The organism is Clostridium sp. UBA4548 (assembly GCF_002387895.1).
Lineage (GTDB): Bacteria > Bacillota > Clostridia > Clostridiales > Clostridiaceae > Clostridium_J.
In genome coordinates this window covers 124,499-148,007 of sequence record NZ_DGLI01000037.1, presented here as the reverse complement: position 1 = coordinate 148,007, position 23,509 = coordinate 124,499, and the positions used below count along the sequence as shown (strand labels likewise).

Below are 23,509 nucleotides of genomic sequence, written 5' to 3'. Positions count from 1 at the left end.
AGCTTAAAACTTTATATCTTTTTAGTATGAAAATTTGTTCATACCAAGAATAGCTTAGATATTTGTATTACAATGAGCTTGCTTCTCTCCTTGAAGAAACTACTTTTGGAAGTAATATTTAAAATGTTAAAGTGGTTTCTCTATATAAATTAAGTATAAATCTTTTGCAAAGTAATTGCACTATCTAAAAGTTGGAGGAAACTTTATGAAGAAATTTAATAAAGATTTTGATAAAACTAAAATTAAAGCTATTTTATTTGACTCTGGTAGAGTCCTAAATAAACCAGCTACAGGTCATTGGTTTATAACTAATAATTTTTTCTCATATATAGATAAGAAAAAATTTGATTCTATACCTGTACCCCAGAAAAAGTTAGCTTTTCATAAAGCATCAGAATATATTAATAATCAAAAATTAATTAAGGATGAAAACGAGGAATATTTACACTTTTTTAATTACTATAGTATTTTTGCAAGTTTTCTACCGGAATTAAACTTAAGAATAGAAGATGTACAAGCTATTACAAAGGATTATGTATATAACTATAATAAGTATAGTTTTTTCCATGATTCCCTAGAGCTTATCCCTGAGCTAAGCAAATCTTATAAATTAGCTGTGGTATCTGATGCATGGCCATCTCTTGAAAATGTTTTTAGAGAAGTAGGGCTAAGAGATTATTTTTCATCTTTTATTATCTCCTCACAAAGAGGTATTACAAAACCTCATGAATTAATGTATAAAGCTGCTCTTGAAGAATTAAAGATTTTGCCTGAGGAAGCCATATTTATAGATGATAATATAGAAAATTGTCATGGGGCAATGAAGCTAGGAATCAATTCTATTGTATTGTGTAGGGATTTTAAATCCTATGCTTATCATAAGTTATTTAAAAGAAATTGCCCTACAATCAGAAGCTTATTAGATATTAAAAAACTCTTAATGTAGTAAATAAAAAAAGTTTGCTGATAAATTCAGCAAACTTTTTCCTCTTACCCTAGATTTATTTAATTTATAATACTTTCTGAAGAATCTACCCTCAATTTTGTTTAAATCAAAGATATACCATAAATTATAGCCGATGTTAAAAACATCTTAATAGCTCTATAAATATTCTTTGTTGCTCTTTCCTGATCTTCAATAACACCATCTACTTCATTTTGATACATTCCTCTATTTCTTATATATTCATAATCCTTGCTCATCTTAGAACCACCCATGGCACCCGCAGCCCCTATTACTATTACTACAATGGCTGCATACTTCAGTATACTCCTTTGATCATATCCTCCAAAGTAACATATAGCTATTATTATTAATGAAATAAACACTCCTGAAATTGCATATATTAAAAGGCTTTTCATTTGTTCCATTATGGTTTCAATTATTCTTTGTATTATTTTTTTCATTACAAACTCCCCATATTATTGATACTTTCTCTAGTAACAAATATCTGTCTTGGATACCTAATTATTTGTTCTTTATGATTTTTCTCAAAGGTCTTGAGAAGTACAATAATAAAAAAGCCTCCTTCAAACATACTTACGTAAATATATATTGTATAAATATATATTTACCTACATTATAAATATATGTTTTTTATCATTAGTAAATGTCTATTTCACTAATCATTAAGTTTTTATCATTACATTTTAGCTAAAAAATATTTTTCTTATATAAAAATAGCTTAAAGAAAATGTATATTCTTTAAGCTACTTTGTGACTTTTCATGCAGTTTATCTCTAAATAATAGTAATAACCCTATAATTTCTTCTATAGGTTCCTTATATTAATTTATTTCTCATTAAAAAACTTAGCTAATTCCCTTGCAGTTTCTAGTGCTTCTACATCATTTTTAGAGGGAACTTTGTCTGTGTTATGGCTATAAACTACTGGTGCAATTTCTGTACAGTTCATGTCTTTTAACAAGATTCGAGCTGTGCTATAGGCCTTATCAATACTTCCATCTCCCCCTCCTACAAGTATAACTCCAGCTTTTTTCTCTTTTTCAATGGGCTTAACCTTACGAATAAATTTTGCACAATAATAGGTTTGAAGCCTGCTTGTAACACTAAGTAAAGGGCCTGTAAGCTCTGAAAAGTACAGTGGGGATGCAATTAACACATTATCACATTCCTGAATGTAGTCATAAATCTCCTGCATTTCATCATCAATAGAACACCCTTCATTCTTCCAGCAGTATCTGCAATCAATACAAGGTTTTATATTGCAATCATATGCATTTACAATCTTATATTCTCCTTGAAGATGACTTATAAGTTCATTTATTAAAGTCATAGTATCTCCATTTTTTCTAGGTGTTCCAGTAAAAATTAATGTTTTCATCAATCTTTCTCCCTTTATACAATAATTTATTGTTTCTGTATTTTATCTTTATATGTTTACTTTTACTAACCGTTAATTTTTCTTCCCTATATTAACATCCCATTCAGTACCCTTAGGTCCATCTAGGATAAGAATTCCTTTTTCTATGAGTACTTCTTTAATTTTATCAGCATTTGCATAATCCTTATTTGACTTATATTCACTTCTTTTTTCGATTAATGTTTTTACTTCTTCCTCTGTTATGCCGAATTTTCCTAGATATTTATTCTTTATTTCCTCAATGACCTTTTTAGGCTCATGCTGCAGGATTCCCAATACATAGTATGTGTTTATTAGTGTTTCTTTTATTAATTTTAAATTCTCTATCTCTTTAGTTTTATTAATCATTGCTTTCATTTTATCAAAGTGCTGGAACAAGTGAGAAAGTGCAACTGCAGTATTAAAGTCATTGCTCATAGCTTGGTCAAAAGAATTTTTAATTTCAACTGACAACTCTGGCTTGACTTCCATATCTGTTGATTTTTTTTCCTCATTTAACTCCTCATTAGTTTTCAAATTATCAATAGTGTTGAAGAGTTTATAAAAATTATATATATGTTTTTCATTTTCCTCAAATACACCATCAATTATGTTTATATCTGACTTATAACTATTTTGTAGCAAAGTAAATCTTATGACATCTGAATGATAGTTATCTAAAAGCTCTTTTAATGAGATTCCGTTGCCTAGAGATTTACTCATCTTTTGACCATTTATCTTAACAAGTCCATTATGTATCCAATAATTTGAAAACTGTTTTCCTGTTAATGCTTCAGATTGTGCAATTTCATTTTCATGATGTGGGAAAATTAAATCCTTTCCACCACCGTGAATATCCATTGTTTCTCCTAAGTATTTCATACTCATAGTTGAGCATTCAATATGCCAACCTGGGCGACCCTTACCCCATGGAGACTCCCAGTAAATTTCACCTTCCTTGGCACTTTTCCATAAGGCAAAGTCCTTACTGTCCAATTTTCCAGGCTCAATATCTTTTCTTACTCCATTAATACTATCTTCAATAACTCTGTTAGATAGTTTTCCATACTGAGAATATTTTTCTACAGAGAAAAATACATCTCCAGCCTCTGCTCCGTATGCATAACCTTTTTCAATTAACTTACTAATGAAACTAATCATATCCTCAATATTTTCTGTTGCCTTTGCTTGAACTGTTGGTTTATCAACTCCAAGGTTACTTAACTCTAAATCCGTTTTAATAATTTGCTTTTTAGCATATTCCTGTGGGTCAATGCCTAACTCTATGCCCTTTGCAATAATTTTATCATCTACATCAGTGTAATTTCTTACATAAGTAACATGATACCCTTTATACTCAAAGTACTTTTTAATAACATCAAATATTACCGCTTGGTATGCATGTCCAATATGAGCATCTCCTGATACTGTAATACCACAAGCATACATCTTCACTTTTCCTTCTTCTATGGGAACAAATAATTCCTTTTTCTTAGTTAATACATTATGAAAATAAATATTCATCTTCTTCACTCCTTTTATCCTGCACAAAGCTACACTTACTTCTTTATAACAATAGTTAAAGTACTAAAAATATTTTTTAATAACCTATAAGGCATCAAAAAAACAATGGGAGTTTCAAAGCAATTTACATAAAAATTTCTTTTGAAACCTCCCCTTAATTCTCATCTAAAAAATCTACTCATGCTTTATTCTATGGTATTAAAACTTCTTTATAAAGTCCTATGTCTATAAATTATTTTATAGGAGCCATTAGTATTCTTCCTGTTCCACGGTACACATTAACTAAGCCTTCTCCTGAAACTGCTGAGCCAACTAAACTCTTACCAGATTTTTCAACTCTAAATTCTAAGGTATCAGACCATGCAATAGCATAGTTTCCATCAATTCTAACTTCATCATTTTGAAGTTCAAATTCAATAAGTTCTTCCCTTGGTACTGGACTTTCTAATATTGCAACACCTTCACCTCTAAGACATAGGTTAAATAACCCTTCATTTCCAAGCATTGCTGAAGAAAGGTTAGTTCTAGCTACTACCTTTTGTTGAACCTTAGATTCACAAGCTAGGAAAAGTCCATCATCAAGGACCAATCCACCCCAATTTGAAACTTCTTCAAGTAAAATATGCTTGTAAGTTGGTTCTAGCATTAGCAAGCCATTACCTTGATATCTTGGTTTAATTGCAGATTCCTTTGTTACTTTAGAAGATAGAGCTTTGCCTAAAAAGTCTCCAATTCCTTTAACATCAGCAACCATAGTAACAGAGCCTGAAGTCCACTGCATTGCCCCAGCACTTATTGTATAAGCATTTCCTTTTAGCTCAATTAGCACCTGTCTTTTTCTAACCTTCATTTCTGAAGCGAAATATGCAGATACTGCATTTGAATAGTCAACGCTTAAATCTCTCTTATACTCAAGAACTTTTACATCCCCTTTTGAAGCTATTATTTCTATGTTTTTATTATCATATAAATTCTTGTAAGTTATCATTGAAATTCCCACCCTTATATTATATTTTTATTTAATACTACCTGTTTTTTTATACTTATTCAAGAAATTCTATCCAAGTATATATCCTCTAGTTTACTTTCGGAAATTCGCATTATAATTAGGAAACTAGTTTTATCTTATAAATTTACCTAGGAGGATTTATTAATTCTGTATTGAGAAGGAGAAAAACCAGTGTGTTTACGAAACATTTTTCCAAAATGAGTGCTATCATTGAAGCCCGTTCTGTATACAACTTCACCAATTGGTATGGCAGTTTGGCTTAAAAGTATGGAAGCTATTTTGATTCTAAGCTTTATAACATAATCTATAACCGATTGGCCAGTAACCTTTGTAAACTCCTCTGAAAGTGTCGTTCTATTAATGTGAAATTGAATATATCAATTCTCTAATTATAGCTTATCCTGTACACCTGAATTTGTTATACTATTCAAAGGTTCCTTGTTTAAATATATTCCTATGCTAAAAATTGCATCAAATTATTAAAAGTAGCAACCTCAAGTTTTCTCCTTCAGGTTGCTACTTTCACCATAAGTGATTAGAGTTTCTTTTTAACGTAATATTTATCTATTCCTTATACTTTAGTTTATAGTCATTATGTAAAATTTCTTTATTTTTTATTTTGTCAGTTTCTAAGTATTCATTGATTAGCTTACTTGGATTTTCATGAAAATCTTTTTTATCTTTTGCAAGCTTTTCTAATCTTTCCTTACTTTCTTCGCACATAGCTCTAATCTTAAGTTCAAGTTCATCTAAAAATCTAACCTTACAACGTTGCAGCTTCATCAATGCTTCTCTTTGATCTGCAGGACTCTTTGCATTAATCATTATTATCTTAAGCATCTGTTCTTCAAGCTTTCTTTCAAAGTCTTCTAATTCCTTTTGATGCTTCTTATCCATTTCCATTTTTTGTTTTTCTAAATCCTTAAAAAATTTAACATATTCATTCACTTCATCCTTAAGCTTATCACTACTAGTATTAAACTTAGTATTTATCACTTCATAAAAGTGTATTCTAGTATTAGAATCGCGATTTTGAAGCATAGCTTCTTCAAATTTAGTAATTAACTCTTTAGAACTTCCATCAAGCTCTAATTTACTTATTGCATTATCTGCATTTTTCACTTTATCTTCTTCACCAAAAGCTTGAGCAAGATTGCTATAGTACATTTTTAAAGTATCTTGTAGTGATATAAAATCTTTATAACTTAAATTTTCAATAGTTTCCATTACGTCTGTTTTGCAAAAACTATCCTTTAAAAAATGTTGCAGTTCTTTATCAGTACCTTCCAAATTGTTTTTGTAAAAAACTTTTGTGGCAGAAATCATTTTAGAAATGTTTGCTTCAACCTTCTCTGAATCAGCTAGTTTTTCAGCTTTTATGCCTAAGTCTCTATGATCTTGCATATTACTAACTTTTTGATAATAAGCATTATTAAAAAATAAATCTATTCTGTCTGCAAACTCCTTAGCCATGGTTTTCGTATAACTATCAAATGAAGTATCTAATACTTTTGTTAGTTGTTCTTTTTCTGATACACTCAATTTTAAGTTATTCTTTATACTATTTAAAATTTTTCCATATCCATTGACATGTTCAGCCATTGATATTTCATTATTTTCTCCATAAATAGTAAATTCCCTATTAAACTTTGATGAAATATCACCTACAATTGTCATTATTTCATCATTAGAGTAATCAAAACTAAAATCTATAACATCGCAAATTTCCTCAAGCCAATTGTCACGTTTAACATTAGCTTCCATATTATTAACAATATTATTATTTGTGTTATAGTTTATCTGTTGTTGGAAATAATTTGAATCTAACTTATTAATATTAACCATATTTACCCCCAAAATATGTAATTATATTTTTACCAATTATATTATCGATATTGTCTTTGTAAACTTAAGTCATAATATGTAAATTTATACAAATAAACTACTTATATACACTTTTAAACAAAACTTCTTTTCACTTCAACTCAACACATTAAATAAGAATGACTTCTTTCTTCTTACAAACAATGAAAGAAAAAAGAAGTCAAATGTATATTATATTATGTCATTTTATTATACTTATAAAGCAACAATTATCAGCTACATTGTTACTTGTCCAAACTATCATCCTTTTCAAGGTGTACGGCTATATATACATTAGCTATTGTCTATTAGAAAAAATAGTAGTATACTTGTAACATAATATGAACCAGGTTCATATTATAATATTTGTAAGGAGAAAGGAGACATAATGCCTAAGATTTTGGAGAATGTGAAAGAAACTCTTCTTGCTGAAGGTAGTGAGTTACTTTTGGAGAATGGCTATGTAAATCTTAATATTAGAGATGTTGCCAAAAACTCTGGCATTGCTGTAGGCACTTTTTACAACTACTTCTCTAATAAGGATGAACTAGTTAGAGAAATAATTCTTAGTAACTGGAGGAAAATTTTAATCCATATTGATGCGTTACCTTCTAGTGATAAACCACTAGAAAATAAATTATTTACCTTAGCTCGATATCTGGATGGCTTTTTTAAAATTTATTCTGGTGTGTTTGAAGCAATGATTGTAAGCAATGAAAATCAATGTCCAAGAGAAAAAATATTTTCTCACTTATATAGTGTAGTAGAAAATATTATTGATACCTCTATCGATAAGGGAGAAATAAATCCTTCCTTAAGTTCCTATAAAATTTCAAAAATCCTTATACCAACTATGTTTTATTTACCAAAGGATAAGGATTTAACTTTCGAAGAATTTTACAGTATTTTAAATTTGAACTAGGTATATAAGTTGCAATAGCATTTCTACATCACTTAATAAATTAGAAGCAGCTTATATGAAAGAGAGTGTAAAAATAGGTTTATTATTAGTTCAGTTTCTTTATTGCACTATATATTAAAAATCTATATTTTATTTTTAAAGTTTATGAAAATTTGTTTCACCTTTTACATAAACTTGTCCTAGATCTTCATACTAATACTATCTTGTGCTAATTATTTATTGAAAAATGTAAATTAGCACAAGTAGCATATATTTTTTTATATTATTATGAACCAAGTTCAGAAAGGAGAAAAAAATGAAAAATAACAAAACTTTAGTACTTATCATGTTTTTATTAGGTATTTTTATAGGGGCACTTGACTCTGGAATAGTTTCCCCTGCAAGGACAGTTATTGCAAACTCTTTATCTGTATCTCCAAATGATAGTATTTGGATGATTACCATTTATACTTTAGCTTATGCGGTATCCATGCCTATAATTGGCAAGATATCAGATAGATATGGCAAGAAGAAGTTATTTACTTTTAGTATTGTTGTGTTCGGAATTGGATCTTTATTATGCGGTCTATCAAACTACTTTGGAGGTTTTACCTTTTTATTAGTTTCTAGAGTAATTCAAGCTATTGGTGGTGGTGGAATTATTCCAATTGCTACAGCTTACATTGGGGAAAGCTTTCCTCCAGAAAAAAGAGGTACTGCCCTTGGTTTAGTTGGGGCAATATTTGGTATTGCTAATATCCTTGGACCAACAGTAGGTTCTGCCCTTTTAAGTTTATCAGGAAACTCTAACTGGGGGGTTCTATTCTTAATTAATGTTCCTATTTGTATCATAGTAGTTATAGCCTCTATGAAAATTAAAGAAGAAAAAGTCACTAAGGCCCCTACAAAAATGGACATAAAGGGAAGCATAGTAGTAACTGCCTTAATACTTTCCATTATGTATGCTTTAACAAATCTTAAATTTCATGATTTTGCTAACAGCATAAAGTCTACTAATGTGTATCCTTATTTAATAGCTTTTATTATACTTTTACCAATTTTCTTTGTAATTGAGAGAAAAGCGGAAGACCCAGTAATTAATTTAAAATACTTTACAAACCGTCAAATAGCTCTTACCCTTTCTATAGGTTTTATTACGGGTGCTGGTATGATGGGAATAGTGTTTATACCTCAATTTGGGGAAAATGTTCTTAAACTTAAAACCGGTTCAGGTGGTTATTTGATAACTTTAATGGCAATCTTTGCAGGTTTCTGTGCACCTCTAGGTGGAAGACTTATAGATAAGTTTTCTGCTAAGTTCATCTTAATTCTAGGTTACTCTTGTACCTTAATAGGTGCTTTAATTATGGCTACTTTAGTAATCAGCTATCCTTCTATTATAACTTTAATTTTAGGACTCGCTTTCATGGGCTTAGGTATGGGCTTTACTATGGGTACACCACTGAATTATTTAATTCAAACTAATGTATCTGAAAATGAAACAGCTTCTGCTCAAGCAACCTTATCCTTGATACGTTCTATTGGAGTTGCAATTTCTCCAAACTTACTTATAAATTTCATAACTGATGCAGCTAATAGCCTTCAAGGAAATTTAATGGCTTTAATGCCAAAGATAAGTATGGGAGCAAATGCTCCAGCTCAAAGTTTTGGTTCTGGTAGCATTTCCCCTGAAGCTCTAGCAAGCCTTCAAAGTGCAGATGTAACTACTGTAGTTGATGTTCTTAAAAACTTTGCTTCCTCTATGATAGACAAGGTTGCTCCAATGATAAAACAAGGTTTAAGCAAGAGCCTTCCTCAAGGGGTTTCTCCTGATGCTGCTCTAGCTACCATGAAAACTGACTACTTGTCACAAATAGAAAGCTCTAGAGCCGCAATAGAAAGTACCTTCCAAACAACTTTAAACAGTGGCTTTAGCAAACTATTCCTAGGTGCAGCTGTAATTGCTTTCATAGGCTTAGTTTTATCCATACTGCTTAAAGGTAAAGCTAAAGAGGCTTAGGTGTAAAGTTAACAAAGCTATATTAGATGTTACAAATATATAGGAATTCATATTTCCTGTATACTAAAACAGGTAGTAGAAATTAATCTACTACCTTACTATTTTTTAATTAATAAAGGTATTTTATCGGTTAAAAGACAAAATAAAAAATATCCCTATAATACACAGGTTGATAACATTAATGTTTATTTACAATTTTTAAAGTAGAACACATTTATATTCTTGAATCCATCCTATATTTCCATTATTAGCCCTAACTTTAAACCACTGATCCCCATTTGAATCATAAGTGTATTCATGAAGATAGTCTAAATATTCACCATACTCTCCTCTACCTACAGTAGTGCATCTTAAATTAGGACATGATTTTATATCTGCACCAACAGTAGTTTCAATAAGAACCTTTTCAAAACCTCTTGTTTGAATTGTTTCAATTTTTACAGGTTCCTTCTTAGCATCTGAAGCATATGTTGTTATACTATTTATACCTGTTGAACCTACAATAGCGCATGCTGCCAATGTTAATATTAAAACTTTTTTTAAATTCATAATAAAACCTCACTTTACTTTAAATATTATTTTTAATCAAAACTGTCTATGTGGTTATTTATAAAGTCTCGTACCGAATTTACAACCCTTTCTAATCTGTTATAATCGATAACTTCTGTAGTATCATTTGGTGTATGAATAATTCTTCTAATATTATCTTCTGAAATAGAAATGCTTGTGTAATCTTTTTTCTGAAAATAAAAATCATCACTTCCTACACCCAAATCTTTTTTAGTTGCACTTACACCATTCTTATTAAACGATGACTTAATATTATTAGTTAATTTAATATACTCTTCATTTGCATCTATTTTTTTGTATTCATTGGGCTTTTTAAATGTATTGAAAAGTGCTACATCTCCCCCGTCTTTATAGCCTATTGAATCAATATTTATATTAATAACATCATCATACAAGTCAGAAATTTTATTAGCAAAGTTTTCACTGCCAGTTAGTCCAAACTCTTCACCATTAAATGCAGCAAACACTATATCATATTTAAACGCATTACTTGATGAATCATTTTTCAAAAGAAGTGCTAATTGTATCATTGTAGCAATTCCGGAAGCATTATCAACTGCTCCTTTATAAATATCACCTTTTCTTTTGCCTAAATGATCAAAGTGTGCAGATAAAATAATTGCTTTATTAGAGTTTGTCCCACTTATTTTCCCAATTATATTGTTGGCGGTCGTCTCTACAGAATCTTTACCTTCTTCTCTGGTCACTAAACTAGGGTCGTATGAATAAGTATGATAAAAACCCTTTTCCAATACAGGTTCTAATTCAATAGCAGAATATATGTTATTTATATATTTCTCAGTTAGAATGTTCCCCTTGCTTCCAATTAATCTTCCTTCAAACTCTTCCGAACATAGTTTGTTTACTATTAACTTCATATTTTCAATAGGTTCATTTTTCATAGAAATACTAGAATTATTCTTACTATAAAATAAGCCTAATACTAGTAGTAAAGTAACACTTAATACAGCTAGAAGTAATAATTTTTTTTTAAAAAACAATTGCTCACCTCCCTTTGATATAATATTAACATGGTGTATAACATTATATTACATTATATGTAATATAATGTAAATACAGTAATTAATGTATTTACAGGAAGTTAATATTTTTTTATTTTAGAATATACACATTTGTCTCTAAAATCCTATAGCATTCACCTCATTAAATACATTACCCTTGTAATCTTATATTGCATCTGATGAAAAAGGAGTAAAAGTATGTGCTATCCCTTTATTAATAACTACATTTATATTGTGTAATTATCTTATTGGCTATGCCCTCCTTGAGTATTTCCTATTACCAATCTAATGTTCCCCCCTTCCTCATATTTTGGTATTAACTTTGATATTAATACTTATTGAAAATTTGCCATTGTTTTAACTCTTTCATTGTATTTTTCTTCAATGATGACTTCATATCTATCGTCACCTTAGCTAAGGTATCATCTGAGTTTATTCTAATAAGTGTTACATATTGGTTCTCTATATAATAAAAAAGCCTATAGGTTAGCTTACTTTACTTAGTAATTTAACCTGTAGGCTAACTTTTTATTTTCTTATTTTTTTACATATCCAGAGGTATCTTTGTTGTACACCCCCTCATCTATAGGCATATTTAGTTCTAAACTAGTACACTCTACTTTGTGTTTTATATTTCCTTTATCATCAAAGGATAAGAATTGAAGCATTATTCCAGTTTCTTTATCCATAATTAAAGAAAACTTACCATAACAACGCTCAGTCATTGATCTATCGATTACTCCTTCTAGCTTATAAACAGCTCTTCCTAAAAAGGTTGACTCAGTGTAATTCCAATCTTCATAAGCAGCCAAATAAGTTGGAATTGTCCCATTAGAAATAATAAAATTACTTACCCCTAAGTACTCTGTATCTGATCTTGTAAGGGCTGGGTGTAAAAAGATTCTAATTGGCCTTACTATCATATTTTTCCCATTATGCTGAACTTCATCAAATTCTCTATAAATTTTATTATTGTCGTCGTAGGTTTTTCTTTTATCCTTATGATAAATTGCGGTTATAGGCTTTTTCCCTTCTGTTTCATGCACAGTTACTGAAGTTTTATTTTCTACATCAACTATAAAACTACCTTTCATAGAAGCCGTTAGATTTGGCCATTCCTCAATAAACTCTCCTTTGGCAGTTTTAAAATTATCTACAGCATTATATAGCTTAAAGTGAAGCTCTTCTTTATCTGGATATTTAAAATTATTCTTTACCTTTGCACCTAGTGGATGCCTATCTAGCATTGCTTTCTCCATATCTGACAGTTCTAAATCCTCAATATTCTTTTCTTTTAACTCATAATTCTTATTATAATTTTTGTTCTCCTCCATAACCTGTGGAGTGGGACTAGCAGGAGCTACAGTGTTTCCCTTTATATGTTCACCAAAGATAAATTTACTGAAATTCAATGCCCCAGTTGCCATAACAATAGCAATTGTTGCTACAGAGGCATACTTTATAAAACTTTTCTTCTTTGGTAAGAACTTATTTAAAAATAATAGTTTTTTGTTACTATAAAGCTCATCATCAGTTAAACTTCTTACCCTGTCCACCACATCTATGCCTACAGGATAATTTTGTTCACCAACGGTTTCCATTAATTTAAAAGTATCTACAGTTTCTCTGCAAACTTCACAGTTTTCTAAATGCTCTTCTATCTTTATTATATCTTCATCCTTTAAAGTTCCATCAATATAAGCGAACAACTTATTAGTATTGCACTTCATTTAAAACCCTCTCCTTATTTATACTCTTTCTATTAAGGTCATGTAGTTTCTTTTTTGCTCTATGAAGCTTAGTTTTAATTGTTTCTTCTTTGATGCCTAAAATCTCTCCAACTTCTTTATAAGAAAATCCTTGTACATATTTTAAAATCATTGCATTTTTTTCTTCCTCATTGAGAACGCTTAATCTTTTTAATAACTCTAGATTTTCTTCCTTTATTTGAAGCCTCTCTTCAGGAGTGTCATTTACATTACACTTAATATCCATCAGTTCACTTTCTTCCATTAAATTATGTTGCTTTTTTGCTTTAAAAGAAGTATTCATGGTGTTTATAGCTATCTTAAATAACCAACTATAAAACCTTTCTTTATTTTCAAGTCTATACAAATTTTTATAAGCTTTTATAAATACTTCTTGAATAATATCTTCTGTATCTTCCTTATTCAAGGTGTTCTTAAAAATGTAATTATAAATAATTCCTTGATACTTTCTAATAAGAATATCAAAAGCATCACGTTCACCCTTTAGTACCCTTGCTACTAATAACTCATCAGTAATCAAAACTTCACCTCCGTTTTTTATTTCAATACCCTTTTGTATCTAAGACTATGTTAATGCTAAAAAAGTTCCCAAATTTTACTTTTTGCCAAAACTTTTTTTATTGAGCTCTTTTCAAGCTGAATTCATTGTAAATATGTAAGTTATTCTTAAGATGACCAAGTTTTCATGCTAAAAAATATAAATTTGGTGGCTTGTCCATAAGCTACTTAACATATTGTTATGACTTTATTTTATCATGAAACTACTGTAATGATATTCCTAAAGCTTAAGCTTAATATGAATAGAAAATTAGTAGCAACCTTTTCATACATCCCAGTGGTAATTTACCTTAGTAAAAGTTTAATCCATTTCTGATGAATGAAATCTATCTTGAATAAGCCTTAAGACGCCCAAGATAGTCTCAATGTAAAAATTAATTATTGATTTGAGTTCTCTATAAAATCTAATTTTTATATATTAAACCTGTTTATATTCTTCATAAAATGATAGAATTATCCTTGGAAAGATTTATTGTTCAAAACAAAATACATAAATATATTATTGAGGTGATGACATGAAAAAAATTAATGGCATAATATATGCCTTGTTATCTTCTGCTGCCTTTGGGATTATGCCTATTTTTGCAAAATATGCAGCTAATAACGGTTCTAATACTTTATCTATCTTAAGCACTAGATTTTTGCTTTCTGCACTTATTCTTTTTGTATATTTTCTTTTTAAAAAGGTGAATTATAAGATAGATAAAAATCAGCTTAAAGCCCTAGCCGTAGTATCTCTTTGTGGCTTTGTTCCCACAGCATCTTTGTTATTTTTTTCTTATAACTATATTCCTACAGGACTTGCCACAACCTTACATTTCATTTATCCTGCGGTGGTGGTAGCAATAAACCGAATATTTTTCAAAGATCCTCTTACTAAAAATAAACTAATATCCTTATTTTTATCAATGATTAGTATTTATCTTTTAGTAGGCTTTAAATTTGAAAATATAAATATAATTGGAGTTGTTCTTGCCTTAGCTTCAGGATTTACTCATTCTATATCCATCTTTGGTATGAATAACTCTGCACTAAAAACTTTAGATAATTTAGTGTCTGTATTTTATATAAGTATATTTGCTGGAATAACTATTTTCACTGCAACTGCCATAACAGGAAATATTGCTCTTCCAATAAACACTTATACAGTTACTTCTCTTATTGGAATTTCATTAATATCAAATATAGCTTCTATATTACTGCTTATGATGGCTATAAAAATTATTGGGCCTTCTCCTTCTGCTATACTAGGCACTTTTGAACCCATAGTAAGCATAATTATGGGTATAATATTATTTAAGGAAGCTTTCACCTTTAGTGTTTTCCTAGGTACTGTTTTAATCTTGGTTTCTGTGGTGCTTCTTGCAAAGGAAAAACCAGAAAAAGAATTACAAGTTGAAATACTAAAGGAAGGTAAAGAGGAAGTTCTAGGGCAATAATTATAATTTTTCTTATTTGGACTTCTCACTACATCTCGGCATATTGACAAAATGTGTTTATTAACTTAAATTATATATAAAAATCAAAATATTGAAAAAAGAGGTAAAAAATTATGTCAAAAGGAAAAAAGTTTGTTGAAGCAATTACTTCTATGGATGAAGATTTTGCTCAATGGTATACAGATATCGTAAAGAAAGCTGAACTTGTTGATTATTCAAGTGTTAAGGGTTGTATGATTATAAGACCTTATGGCTATGCGATCTGGGAAAACATTCAAAGAAACTTAGATGATAAGCTAAAGGCTACTGGCCACGAAAATGTTTATATGCCAATGTTTATACCTGAGAGCTTACTTCAAAAGGAAAAGGATCATGTTGAGGGTTTTGCCCCTGAAGTTGCTTGGGTAACCCATGGTGGTTCTGAACCTCTTGCTGAAAGATTATGCGTAAGACCAACTTCTGAAACTCTATTTTGTGAGCATTACGCAAAGATTGTTCAATCTTACAATGATCTTCCTAAGCTATACAATCAGTGGTGTTCTGTAGTTAGATGGGAAAAAACTACAAGACCTTTCTTAAGAACTACAGAATTTTTATGGCAAGAAGGTCACACAATCCATGCTACTCCAGAGGAAGCCGAGAAAGAAACTGTTGATATTTTAAACCTTTATGCTGATTTATGTGAAAAGGTTCTTGCAATTCCAGTAGTTAAAGGTAGAAAAACTGATAAGGAAAAGTTCGCTGGTGCCGTTGCAACCTACACCATTGAAAGCTTAATGCACGATGGTAAAGCTCTTCAAAATGGAACTTCCCATAACTTTGGAGATAACTTTGCTAAAGCTTTTGGAATCCAGTACTCAGATAAAACTGGAAAGCTCCAATACGTTCATGAAACTTCTTGGGGTGTAACTACTCGTTTAATTGGAGCTATAATCATGGTTCATGGTGATAATAGTGGTCTTGTACTTCCACCAAGAATTGCTCCAACCCAAGTAATAATTGTGCCAATTGCTCAGCATAAAGAAGGGGTTTTAGATAAAGCTTCAGAGCTTAAAGACAGAATCTCTAAAGTAGCTAGAGTTAAGCTAGATGCTTCTGATAAAATGCCTGGCTGGAAGTTTAATGAGTACGAGATGAAAGGTGTTCCTATTAGAGTTGAAATGGGCCCTAAGGATATAGAAAATAATCAAGCTGTTTTAGTTAGAAGAGATACAAGGGAAAAGCTTATAGTTTCTCTTGAGGAAATAGAAAACAAAATCATAGAAATCTTAGACTTAATGCAGATAGAACTTCTCGAAAAAGCAAGGAAAAGTGCTGAAGAAAAGACTTATTCTGCAACTGACTTGGATAGTTTCATTGAAATTGCAAATACTAAGCCAGGATTTATTAAAGCTATGTGGTGTGGAGATAAGGCTTGCGAAGATAAACTTAAAGAAGTTGCTGGAGTTACTTCAAGATGTATGCCTTTCGCACAGGAAAATATAAGTGATAAATGCATTTGCTGTGGAAAAGAAGCAAGTAAATTAGTTTACTGGGGAAAAGCTTACTAAAATTACTTTAGACGTAAAAAGCAAACTTCCATTTAATTATAAAAAAATTTTTTAGGAAATCACTAGTCTCTAGCTATTTTAATTTTAAGCAAAGTCACAAACTTTAGATAAATATAAGTATATTTTTTATAAGGCTTAATGACCTTAAGATGTACTCATGTTTAAATTGAACGTTAAACTGATTTCCTACAAATAAATTTGTAAAGGGTGTATTATATGTTAAAAGAATTTAAAGAGTTTGCTATGAAAGGCAATGTTATTGACTTAGCTGTAGGGGTAATTATCGGAGGAGCTTTTGGTAAAATTGTTAGTTCACTTGTTAACGACATTATAACTCCTCTACTTGGATTATTACTAGGTAAAGTTAATGTGGCAGGTTTAGCTCAACCTATACCTACTTTTGGAGGTGGAGATCCTATCGTCCTTAAGTATGGAATCTTCTTGCAAAATATAATTGATTTTATAATTGTAGCATTTTCTATCTTTTTGTTTATTAAGTTTATTAATAAATTTAAAAGGAAAGAGGCATGTGCACAACCTGTTAAAGAAGAACCAAAACCATCTAAGGAAGAGTTACTTCTTACTGAAATCCGTGATTTGCTAAAGGCTCAAAATAGCTTTTCTGGAGAAAATAATGAAAATATAGCCTCAAGTAAAAATGAAAATGGAGCTATAAATCAAACCCAGGCCTAGTATAAAATATAGACTTTAGATTAGGTTGAAAAAATCAATAAACAAAAATAAAAAGGGTGCTGTGTCAAAATTCTATTTTGATGTAACACCCTTTTTTATTTTATAATTCTGCTTCTTTAAAGAAACTAATTTTGTTCCATTTCCTTAGATCTTTCAAAACCTAAATATTTATTCCCTTGATAACTAAGTTTTCCTGTATCCCCTTCGTTGAACTCCTCATACTCATTTGCTGACACACAGAATTCCAATTGTTCCTTATCTTCTAATTCAAAAGTTACATAATACATAGCTAGATAATTGTAACTAGGAATCATATCTCCAAAATTTTGAGTATCTTGGAAGGTTTTAAATCGTTTACTAATTATTCTCCCTTCCACTGTTAGCACAGGCTTAGAGCTATTATAGGTCAGCACTGCACCGTTATTAAACATCATAGTAAGAAATCCTATTGAAGCTATTAGAAAAAGGAAAAATAGCATAAGGGTAAATATATAAAGAGCTAAATTATGACTTAACATAATACCCTCCACAATACTTATTTATACTACATTATACGATTTACCCTCATTAATGTTTCTATATAACTTGTTTATTCTCAAATTATTATGATTCTCATTAATTCTTCACTTTTTGAACTAGATGAATTTTATATACTATAAGATCAAAAGCATGCATGCATTCACATTCCCTTTTAAAAAAACAGTAATCATTTGTAATTATATATATGTTTTGAAACCTACTAATTCTAATGCCTTGATTCTATTATTTTCAGTGAAAATATAGAATTTCCTATAAAATAAAAAACTTCTCTAATTTTTAAGAGAAGTCCTTAATTATTTTTCTTAGTATTCTTTTAATAGGATTACTTTATTAATTAACATACCTTACCAAAGTACTTTAATACATGCCTCATTCTACACAGACTTTGCAATGCTTCTTTAATAAATCTATAAGTTCATTTTTTTCACTAAGGGTTTTAAAGGCTCTATGAGGAATAATATAAGCATTCATATCACTAATATAAATATAAGTATAACTTTCAGTTACCTCTACCTTTTCCACATCCTTCATGGTTACCTTACTTTTTTCAAGATTATCAAATTCAAAAATCCCCACATCAGTAATAGATAGTTGCTGTGGACCAAATAAGCTTTTGTTTTCTTCTTTATTTAACATTCTTTCTAATCTTCTCTTAATGCTACCTTTAAAATATTTTGGGAAAAACACAAGCCAACCCACATATATTATTGCAAAAGGCATAAAGAAAATAGCAAAAGGTATATGTCCTTTGGGCTTCATTAAAAATGGAACCAATAAAAACATTATTGAAATCACAAACCTTTCAATAAATAAAGTAGTTCTTATAGATTTTGTTTTAAAAATATGATGCATATTAAACTCCATATAATCTTCTTTTGTTAGTTCATAGCTGATTTTCATTTCAAATTGCCCCCTTAATCTCAGTAAAATTATTAATGTTTAAGGAAAATTTTATAAGCTTACTTATTTTTAAAAGATGCCTTATATCACTATTTTAAAGGTTTAAATCCTAATTATCAATTGACTACTCTAAAAGATTGACTCTAAATTTATATAATTAGACGCTATTTTAAAAATTATCACTGTTTTTTAGAGTATTTTTACCTAGTAAAAAAAACACAAAACCCTGAAATCCGCATAAACACTATATATTGTTATAAATATTTAAATATAACAATATTTATTTATATATTCTTATAAATATCAATAAAACAATACATATTTATAACCATATGTATTGTTTTATTCGCCTTAGTATTTCCATCTGAAATGGCCAACAATCTCTACTCCTTGATAAATATAGGGGCACTCTGCGGCATTAGGTGTTGTGTTATGAATTATATAAGGTACTCCCTTGCTATTTCTCCTGTCTGAAACAATGGCAACATGCTCATAAGGCTTTAACATAACAATAATATCCCCTGGTTGCCACTGCTTAAGGTTTTCAGGATCATTGGGTTTCATTTCTGTAGTTAAAGAAAGGGCATGTTCCTGAAAAAATACCAATTGATTTGGTACTCTTCTAAAATCTATATTAGGGTCTTCCTTACCTTCTATTCGCCAATACTTATCCTTATTCTTCTTGATATCTTCATCTATTAATTTCTTTAGGTTCACATTAATGCCTTCAAACCCTCTCCATATTACATCGGTGCATACCCCTTCCCCCTCTGGTGGATATCCATCTACATAGTAAGCATCCTTATACTTTGTCTTATTTTCTGCTTCTTTTCTTGCAGTTTGAACAATATCTAAAGGGTCTGGTATCCCATTATTATTTTTATCTACCGTAGAATATTCTTCAGAAACTTCAACTCTTTTTCCAATATGAAGTTCATTTTCAAACCACCAAATAGTATTTCCAGCTCTTCCAATAACAAAGTTTCTAAAAGGTCTTACTAAAATAAAGACAGAAGTAAAAATAAATACTGCAATGAAACATAAAATTCCAATTCTTTTAAATACTTTCTTTATAGCACTATCCCTACTTACTCTTTTAACATAGTATTTGCCCACAGTATTCCCCCTTGTATTACAGATTTTATATAGTTGTCTATATATTATGATAAGTTCATGGAACAAATGCGTATATTCCCGTAGTTTTTAAGCTAGTTCAGCAATCTAAATCTTTAAATAAAACCTAAAGTTAATACATTAAAGATTATAGAGTTTTTATAATTTCAAAGTTAAATTCTTTATGTAATAAAATATTCTACAAGCAAACCTTTTATAGGTTTGCCTATAGAATAAGCTTTAATTTCCTGCTATGTTTTAAATATTCTTATTGAAAAAAATACTAATATACACAGTATAATTTTTTTCAGCTAAGTGTTTTTATTTTTTCTATCAAATCTACTGGACTTATAACATGTTTAAATTCATATTTTTTTGACTTGTACTCAACTTCAATTGGCTTGCTTGTTTCTATTACAGTTTTCCAAAAAACTTCAGGTGTAATCTTATCATTTGCATCATAAGCTAATACATATAATCCAGAGATATATGGAACTACCCAACTAAATGCACCATATCTATGAAAAACATACTCATCATTGTAGTTTGATCCTGCAACAGTTCTAGAATCCATTGGGAAATGTACATATCCTGTATCCCATTCTAAAAATTGCTCTGGAGTATTTTTTGAAAAAACTGCTCCTTCCCAAAACTTACCTGCTACATATGATGAGGTTTCATTAGGGTTATCTACTGGGAATCTTCCTAATCCCGAAAACTTGAATCCATGTGTACTAGATAATGATGTAGAAATAGCAAATATGCCTTCTTTACTAGCTTTGTCTACAGCTTCTACAAACTCCTTATATCCTTTATCTTCTGGAGAGCATCCCATAGACATAGAAATAACTTTTATTTTCTTATTATCTGGTAATTCATTATTTAAATTTATCACTTTATCTATTGCATTTGCTACTTTTTCAAAATCCATGTGTGAATTACCCCCTTTATCTAGATAAGTATTATTAATTGCAAAATAATATATATCAGCTTTAGGTGCTACCCCTACAGTCTTACCTGCAGCGATTGATGTTACAGCTGGCCCATGCATGAGATTATCGGTTCTTGGATTATATAACTCTTCGTAATGTTTTATTCTATCCTGGTAATCTTCATGCTTATTTTTTAAAGGTGAATCTAATATTGCTATACCTATATTTTTCCCAGTAATCCCTTGCTTATGAAGCTTTTTTATATCAAGTCCTGGGTCTTTCCCCATATTTAATATTTCTTTTGGATTATAATCCTTTGGCATTTTATCCTTAGTTGGCCATTTAGTTGTAGTATCAAAGTACGCATAAAATAGATCTTTGCTTCTATCATTTATATCTAGCTCTGATAAATCTTTCCCCTTTAAGTCAACTTGGTTCAACCTAACATGTAGTGGATCTGGAAGATTCTCATCAAAAGCAGGCAATTCGTAGGACTTACTCAAGAAGGTTGAAACTTCTTTATCCTTTGAAATCTTACTACTAAAAAAATATCCACTCCATAATAAAATAATTATAGTTATTGATAACAATATATACTTTTTCATAAACCTCTATCCCCTTACAACACTGTATATTACTATTAAAGAATGTAATGGTTAACCATAAAAATGAACTAAACTCAATCTGATTGATCAGTGTAAAACAATAAATTAAAGGACCAGTTAGTTACTTTGGGGCATAGAAATATTTCTTAGTGTAAAATCTTGTTGTGTTTCCCACCCTCTTAATGTTTTAGATATTTTTGGAAAATTACTTCCAGAGAATTGCTTTTGCACACAAATTCATATTGTCAAAAATCATATTTTAAGTTACTTTTTCTCATTAGCAGCAAATTTGTTCATTAAATCTTGTATAATGTTATGTTCTTCTTCTAATAAGTAAAATTCCTTATCTTTATTTATATTTCCAGTGTACTTTTGTAATATAATAGTTTTTTCCTTGAAACCCTTTGCTTCATAACCATAGTACTCATATTTTACTTTTTCATATTCTATATTGATTTTGAATATAGGACTATCTAAATCAAGGTTAGGTGTATATGGCTTTAGAGTTACCCATATAGTTCTTTCCTCTATTTTATCAATTTCTTTATTTATCTCTTGTGAATTTACCCTATCACTTTCAGTAAATTTATAATCGTATAATATTAGATTTATATTTGCTGCCTTAACCATATCCTTACTTAATATAATACGTTCTCCTAATTCTCCCTCTTTACTGCTATTATTTGCTGCTGGAGAAAGGTTACCTTGTTTGGTTGTATTTGCAGTGTTAATCCCCTTCATAAATAACCCTATATATTTATTATTTAATATTCCAGCAGTAAACATAATGGCTATCATAGCTACTGCTGCAAATTTGTATATATTTTTCTTATTTATTAAAAATTTATTTAAATACCAATAGTTTTTCTTAGAATATTTGTTTTTATCGATATTTTCCATTACCTTACTTGAAAAATCTATGCTTATATCATCTTCTTCCTCTAAGACTTCTAAAAGCTTAAAAGTGTTGTAAGTTTCCCTGCAGGTTTCACAATGGTTTATATGTTCTTCAAATATTAATTCTTCCTCATCGGATAGGGTGTTATCTATAAATTTAAACAATGTATCTGTATTACACTTCACTTAAAACACTCCCTTCAATATGATTGCTTTTTGTACTGCAAAGCTTTTTCCTTGCCCTGTAAACTTTCATTTTCGCAGATTCCTCGTTAACTCCCAAAATCTTACCTATCTCCTTATAAGAAAAACCCCTAACGTATTTTAGTATTATTGCATTTTTTTGTTCTAAGGTTAATCCATCTAAAAGTTTTAAAACCTCTAATTTTTTCTCTTTTAAACTTAATGCCTCTTCAGGAATATCTCTTTCACTACACTTTATATTCATCATGGCCTCTTCTTTATCTAAATCATAGTGCTTTTTCCTTTTAAAGCTATCATTTAAAGTATTCACAGCTATTTTAAATAACCAAGTAGAAAAGTTAGATTTTTTCTCAAAGATATATAGCTTGTTATATGCCTTTATAAATACCTCTTGAGTCATATCCTCTGCATCTTCCTTACTTAGAGTAATTTTATATAAATAATTATAAATTACTCCTTGATGCTTTTTAATAAGTACTTCAAAAGCTTGGCAATCTCCTGCCAAAACCTTATCTATTAATGTGTCATCAGTTACCAACTTCATCACCGTCCTAAATAATCTAGTTATTTTACATGAAATAATTTAATAAAGATATAAATTTATTTTTAAATTGCTTCTCCTTAAAAAAATAGATAATCTCGGTGCTAAGGAAAATTTCATCTTTCAAAAGTTAAATAGATAGGAAGCTAAGTTATTTAGTTTATTTAAGTGTAAGGCTATTTTCATTTTCTTATCTTAATGCCTTTATTATTTGCTTTGTTGGGACATATAGAAGGCAATTTATACCTTCACTTATATTATAGAGAACCAAAGTCAAGACTTAACTTCTACATTAGTTCTACCTTGGTGCTCATAAGGCTTTTGGGTGATAAATTTCATTCATTTTCACCTTGAAAGCCTATAAACTGCATTCCTAGCTTCCTTCTTGGCTTTTAGATACTTATTAATTAAATCTTATTAAAACAACTACTGTAAATTTTCTGTAATGATTACAGTAATTATTTTCTCCAAATGCTCTTTACACTTCTTAGACGCAA

At 29.7% G+C, this 23,509-nt stretch carries 21 protein-coding genes and 1 pseudogene; 6 read left to right on the top strand and 16 right to left on the bottom strand.

Annotated elements, in window-relative coordinates:
* Positions 1-205: 205 nt before the first annotated feature.
* The gene (locus tag B3040_RS14240; protein WP_291574484.1) at positions 206-946 is read left to right on the top strand and encodes an HAD-IA family hydrolase; all 741 of its coding nucleotides are present in this window, start codon (positions 206-208) and stop codon (positions 944-946) included.
* 101 nt (positions 947-1,047) lie between these two features.
* On the opposite strand, the gene B3040_RS14235 is transcribed toward B3040_RS14240, so the two are convergent.
* The 6 genes from B3040_RS14235 to B3040_RS14210 all read right to left on the bottom strand — a co-directional run bounded on the left by B3040_RS14235 (position 1,048) and on the right by B3040_RS14210 (position 6,740).
* Positions 1,048-1,407, bottom strand: coding sequence for a hypothetical protein (locus tag B3040_RS14235; protein ID WP_291574482.1), 360 nt, complete (start codon positions 1,405-1,407; stop codon positions 1,048-1,050).
* Between the two features lie 385 nt (positions 1,408-1,792).
* Positions 1,793-2,344, bottom strand: coding sequence for a flavodoxin family protein (locus tag B3040_RS14230; protein ID WP_291574480.1), 552 nt, complete (start codon positions 2,342-2,344; stop codon positions 1,793-1,795).
* 72 nt (positions 2,345-2,416) lie between these two features.
* The gene (gene cysS / locus B3040_RS14225) at positions 2,417-3,886 is read right to left on the bottom strand and encodes a cysteine--tRNA ligase (protein ID WP_291574478.1); all 1,470 of its coding nucleotides are present in this window, start codon (positions 3,884-3,886) and stop codon (positions 2,417-2,419) included.
* A gap of 232 nt (positions 3,887-4,118) precedes the next feature.
* Complete coding sequence (locus tag B3040_RS14220) at positions 4,119-4,874, bottom strand: AIM24 family protein (protein ID WP_291574475.1); 756 nt, start codon at positions 4,872-4,874, stop codon at positions 4,119-4,121.
* 149 nt (positions 4,875-5,023) lie between these two features.
* A complete protein-coding gene (locus tag B3040_RS14215; RefSeq protein WP_291574614.1) occupies positions 5,024-5,257 on the bottom strand; it encodes a helix-turn-helix domain-containing protein in 234 nt (77 codons plus the stop codon).
* 202 nt (positions 5,258-5,459) lie between these two features.
* Positions 5,460-6,740, bottom strand: a complete 1,281-nt coding sequence (locus B3040_RS14210) for a hypothetical protein (RefSeq protein ID WP_291574473.1) — start codon at positions 6,738-6,740, stop codon at positions 5,460-5,462.
* A 406-nt stretch (positions 6,741-7,146) separates the two neighbouring features.
* Here B3040_RS14210 and B3040_RS14205 point away from each other — a divergent pair, with 406 nt between their 5' ends.
* Positions 7,147-7,680 (top strand): TetR/AcrR family transcriptional regulator, encoded by a 534-nt coding sequence (locus B3040_RS14205; protein WP_291574471.1) that lies wholly within the window; start codon positions 7,147-7,149, stop codon positions 7,678-7,680.
* A gap of 295 nt (positions 7,681-7,975) precedes the next feature.
* Positions 7,976-9,679, top strand: a complete 1,704-nt coding sequence (locus B3040_RS14200; RefSeq protein ID WP_291574469.1) for an MFS transporter — start codon at positions 7,976-7,978, stop codon at positions 9,677-9,679.
* A gap of 198 nt (positions 9,680-9,877) precedes the next feature.
* Here the strand turns inward: B3040_RS14200 and B3040_RS14195 are convergent, their stop codons facing one another.
* From B3040_RS14195 to B3040_RS14180, 4 genes are all read right to left on the bottom strand, one after another.
* Positions 9,878-10,228, bottom strand: coding sequence for an SH3 domain-containing protein (locus tag B3040_RS14195; protein ID WP_291574467.1), 351 nt, complete (start codon positions 10,226-10,228; stop codon positions 9,878-9,880).
* A gap of 32 nt (positions 10,229-10,260) precedes the next feature.
* Positions 10,261-11,250, bottom strand: coding sequence for a M28 family metallopeptidase (locus B3040_RS14190; RefSeq protein ID WP_291574466.1), 990 nt, complete (start codon positions 11,248-11,250; stop codon positions 10,261-10,263).
* Between the two features lie 557 nt (positions 11,251-11,807).
* A complete protein-coding gene (locus tag B3040_RS14185; RefSeq protein WP_291574464.1) occupies positions 11,808-13,001 on the bottom strand; it encodes a zf-HC2 domain-containing protein in 1,194 nt (397 codons plus the stop codon).
* Entirely contained in the window at positions 12,985-13,560 is a 576-nt protein-coding gene (locus B3040_RS14180; protein ID WP_291574462.1) for an RNA polymerase sigma factor, read from the bottom strand. The genes B3040_RS14185 and B3040_RS14180 overlap by 17 nt, the downstream gene beginning before the upstream one ends.
* Before the next feature lie 553 nt (positions 13,561-14,113).
* Between B3040_RS14180 and B3040_RS14175 the strand changes: the two genes are divergently transcribed.
* From B3040_RS14175 to mscL, 3 genes and pseudogenes are all read left to right on the top strand, one after another.
* Complete coding sequence (locus B3040_RS14175) at positions 14,114-15,037, top strand: DMT family transporter (RefSeq protein WP_291574460.1); 924 nt, start codon at positions 14,114-14,116, stop codon at positions 15,035-15,037.
* Positions 15,038-15,150: 113 nt separating this feature from the next.
* Complete coding sequence (gene proS / locus B3040_RS14170; RefSeq protein ID WP_291574458.1) at positions 15,151-16,587, top strand: proline--tRNA ligase; 1,437 nt, start codon at positions 15,151-15,153, stop codon at positions 16,585-16,587.
* 216 nt (positions 16,588-16,803) lie between these two features.
* A pseudogene (gene mscL, locus B3040_RS14165) lies at positions 16,804-17,205 on the top strand (large-conductance mechanosensitive channel protein MscL); the annotation flags it as partial.
* A 200-nt stretch (positions 17,206-17,405) separates the two neighbouring features.
* On the opposite strand, the gene B3040_RS14160 reads toward mscL, so the two are convergent.
* The 6 genes from B3040_RS14160 to B3040_RS14135 all read right to left on the bottom strand — a co-directional run bounded on the left by B3040_RS14160 (position 17,406) and on the right by B3040_RS14135 (position 23,015).
* Positions 17,406-17,798 carry a DUF2500 domain-containing protein gene (locus B3040_RS14160; protein ID WP_291574456.1) on the bottom strand — a complete coding sequence of 131 codons (393 nt, stop codon included), beginning with the start codon at positions 17,796-17,798 and terminating at the stop codon, positions 17,406-17,408.
* A gap of 391 nt (positions 17,799-18,189) precedes the next feature.
* Entirely contained in the window at positions 18,190-18,720 is a 531-nt protein-coding gene (locus tag B3040_RS14155) for a YcxB family protein (protein WP_291574454.1), read from the bottom strand.
* Positions 18,721-19,071: 351 nt separating this feature from the next.
* Complete coding sequence (locus B3040_RS14150; RefSeq protein WP_291574452.1) at positions 19,072-19,836, bottom strand: DUF1287 domain-containing protein; 765 nt, start codon at positions 19,834-19,836, stop codon at positions 19,072-19,074.
* 304 nt (positions 19,837-20,140) lie between these two features.
* Positions 20,141-21,370 carry a S8 family serine peptidase gene (locus tag B3040_RS14145; protein WP_291574450.1) on the bottom strand — a complete coding sequence of 410 codons (1,230 nt, stop codon included), beginning with the start codon at positions 21,368-21,370 and terminating at the stop codon, positions 20,141-20,143.
* A gap of 264 nt (positions 21,371-21,634) precedes the next feature.
* On the bottom strand, positions 21,635-22,453 hold the full coding sequence (locus B3040_RS14140) for an anti-sigma factor family protein (RefSeq protein WP_291574448.1): 819 nt from the start codon (positions 22,451-22,453) through the stop codon (positions 21,635-21,637).
* A complete protein-coding gene (locus B3040_RS14135; protein WP_291574446.1) occupies positions 22,443-23,015 on the bottom strand; it encodes an RNA polymerase sigma factor in 573 nt (190 codons plus the stop codon). Before B3040_RS14135 ends, B3040_RS14140 begins: the two co-directional genes overlap by 11 nt.
* Positions 23,016-23,509 lie beyond the last annotated feature (494 nt).

Excerpts from the sequence above, each read along its gene's own strand:
- proS (WP_291574458.1), top strand. The coding sequence starts at position 15,151 with ATGTCAAAAGGAAAAAAGTTTGTTGAAGCAATTACTTCTATGGATGAA.
- B3040_RS14230 (WP_291574480.1), bottom strand. The coding sequence starts at position 2,344 with ATGAAAACATTAATTTTTACTGGAACACCTAGAAAAAATGGAGATACT.
- B3040_RS14145 (WP_291574450.1), bottom strand. The coding sequence starts at position 21,370 with ATGAAAAAGTATATATTGTTATCAATAACTATAATTATTTTATTATGG.
- B3040_RS14235 (WP_291574482.1), bottom strand. The coding sequence starts at position 1,407 with ATGAAAAAAATAATACAAAGAATAATTGAAACCATAATGGAACAAATG.
- B3040_RS14240 (WP_291574484.1), top strand. The coding sequence starts at position 206 with ATGAAGAAATTTAATAAAGATTTTGATAAAACTAAAATTAAAGCTATT.
- B3040_RS14200 (WP_291574469.1), top strand. The coding sequence starts at position 7,976 with ATGAAAAATAACAAAACTTTAGTACTTATCATGTTTTTATTAGGTATT.
- B3040_RS14185 (WP_291574464.1), bottom strand. The coding sequence starts at position 13,001 with ATGAAGTGCAATACTAATAAGTTGTTCGCTTATATTGATGGAACTTTA.
- B3040_RS14210 (WP_291574473.1), bottom strand. The coding sequence starts at position 6,740 with ATGGTTAATATTAATAAGTTAGATTCAAATTATTTCCAACAACAGATA.
- B3040_RS14155 (WP_291574454.1), bottom strand. The coding sequence starts at position 18,720 with ATGAAAATCAGCTATGAACTAACAAAAGAAGATTATATGGAGTTTAAT.
- B3040_RS14205 (WP_291574471.1), top strand. The coding sequence starts at position 7,147 with ATGCCTAAGATTTTGGAGAATGTGAAAGAAACTCTTCTTGCTGAAGGT.
- B3040_RS14220 (WP_291574475.1), bottom strand. The coding sequence starts at position 4,874 with ATGATAACTTACAAGAATTTATATGATAATAAAAACATAGAAATAATA.
- B3040_RS14175 (WP_291574460.1), top strand. The coding sequence starts at position 14,114 with ATGAAAAAAATTAATGGCATAATATATGCCTTGTTATCTTCTGCTGCC.
- cysS (WP_291574478.1), bottom strand. The coding sequence starts at position 3,886 with ATGAATATTTATTTTCATAATGTATTAACTAAGAAAAAGGAATTATTT.
- B3040_RS14195 (WP_291574467.1), bottom strand. The coding sequence starts at position 10,228 with ATGAATTTAAAAAAAGTTTTAATATTAACATTGGCAGCATGCGCTATT.
- B3040_RS14160 (WP_291574456.1), bottom strand. The coding sequence starts at position 17,798 with ATGTTAAGTCATAATTTAGCTCTTTATATATTTACCCTTATGCTATTT.
- B3040_RS14135 (WP_291574446.1), bottom strand. The coding sequence starts at position 23,015 with ATGAAGTTGGTAACTGATGACACATTAATAGATAAGGTTTTGGCAGGA.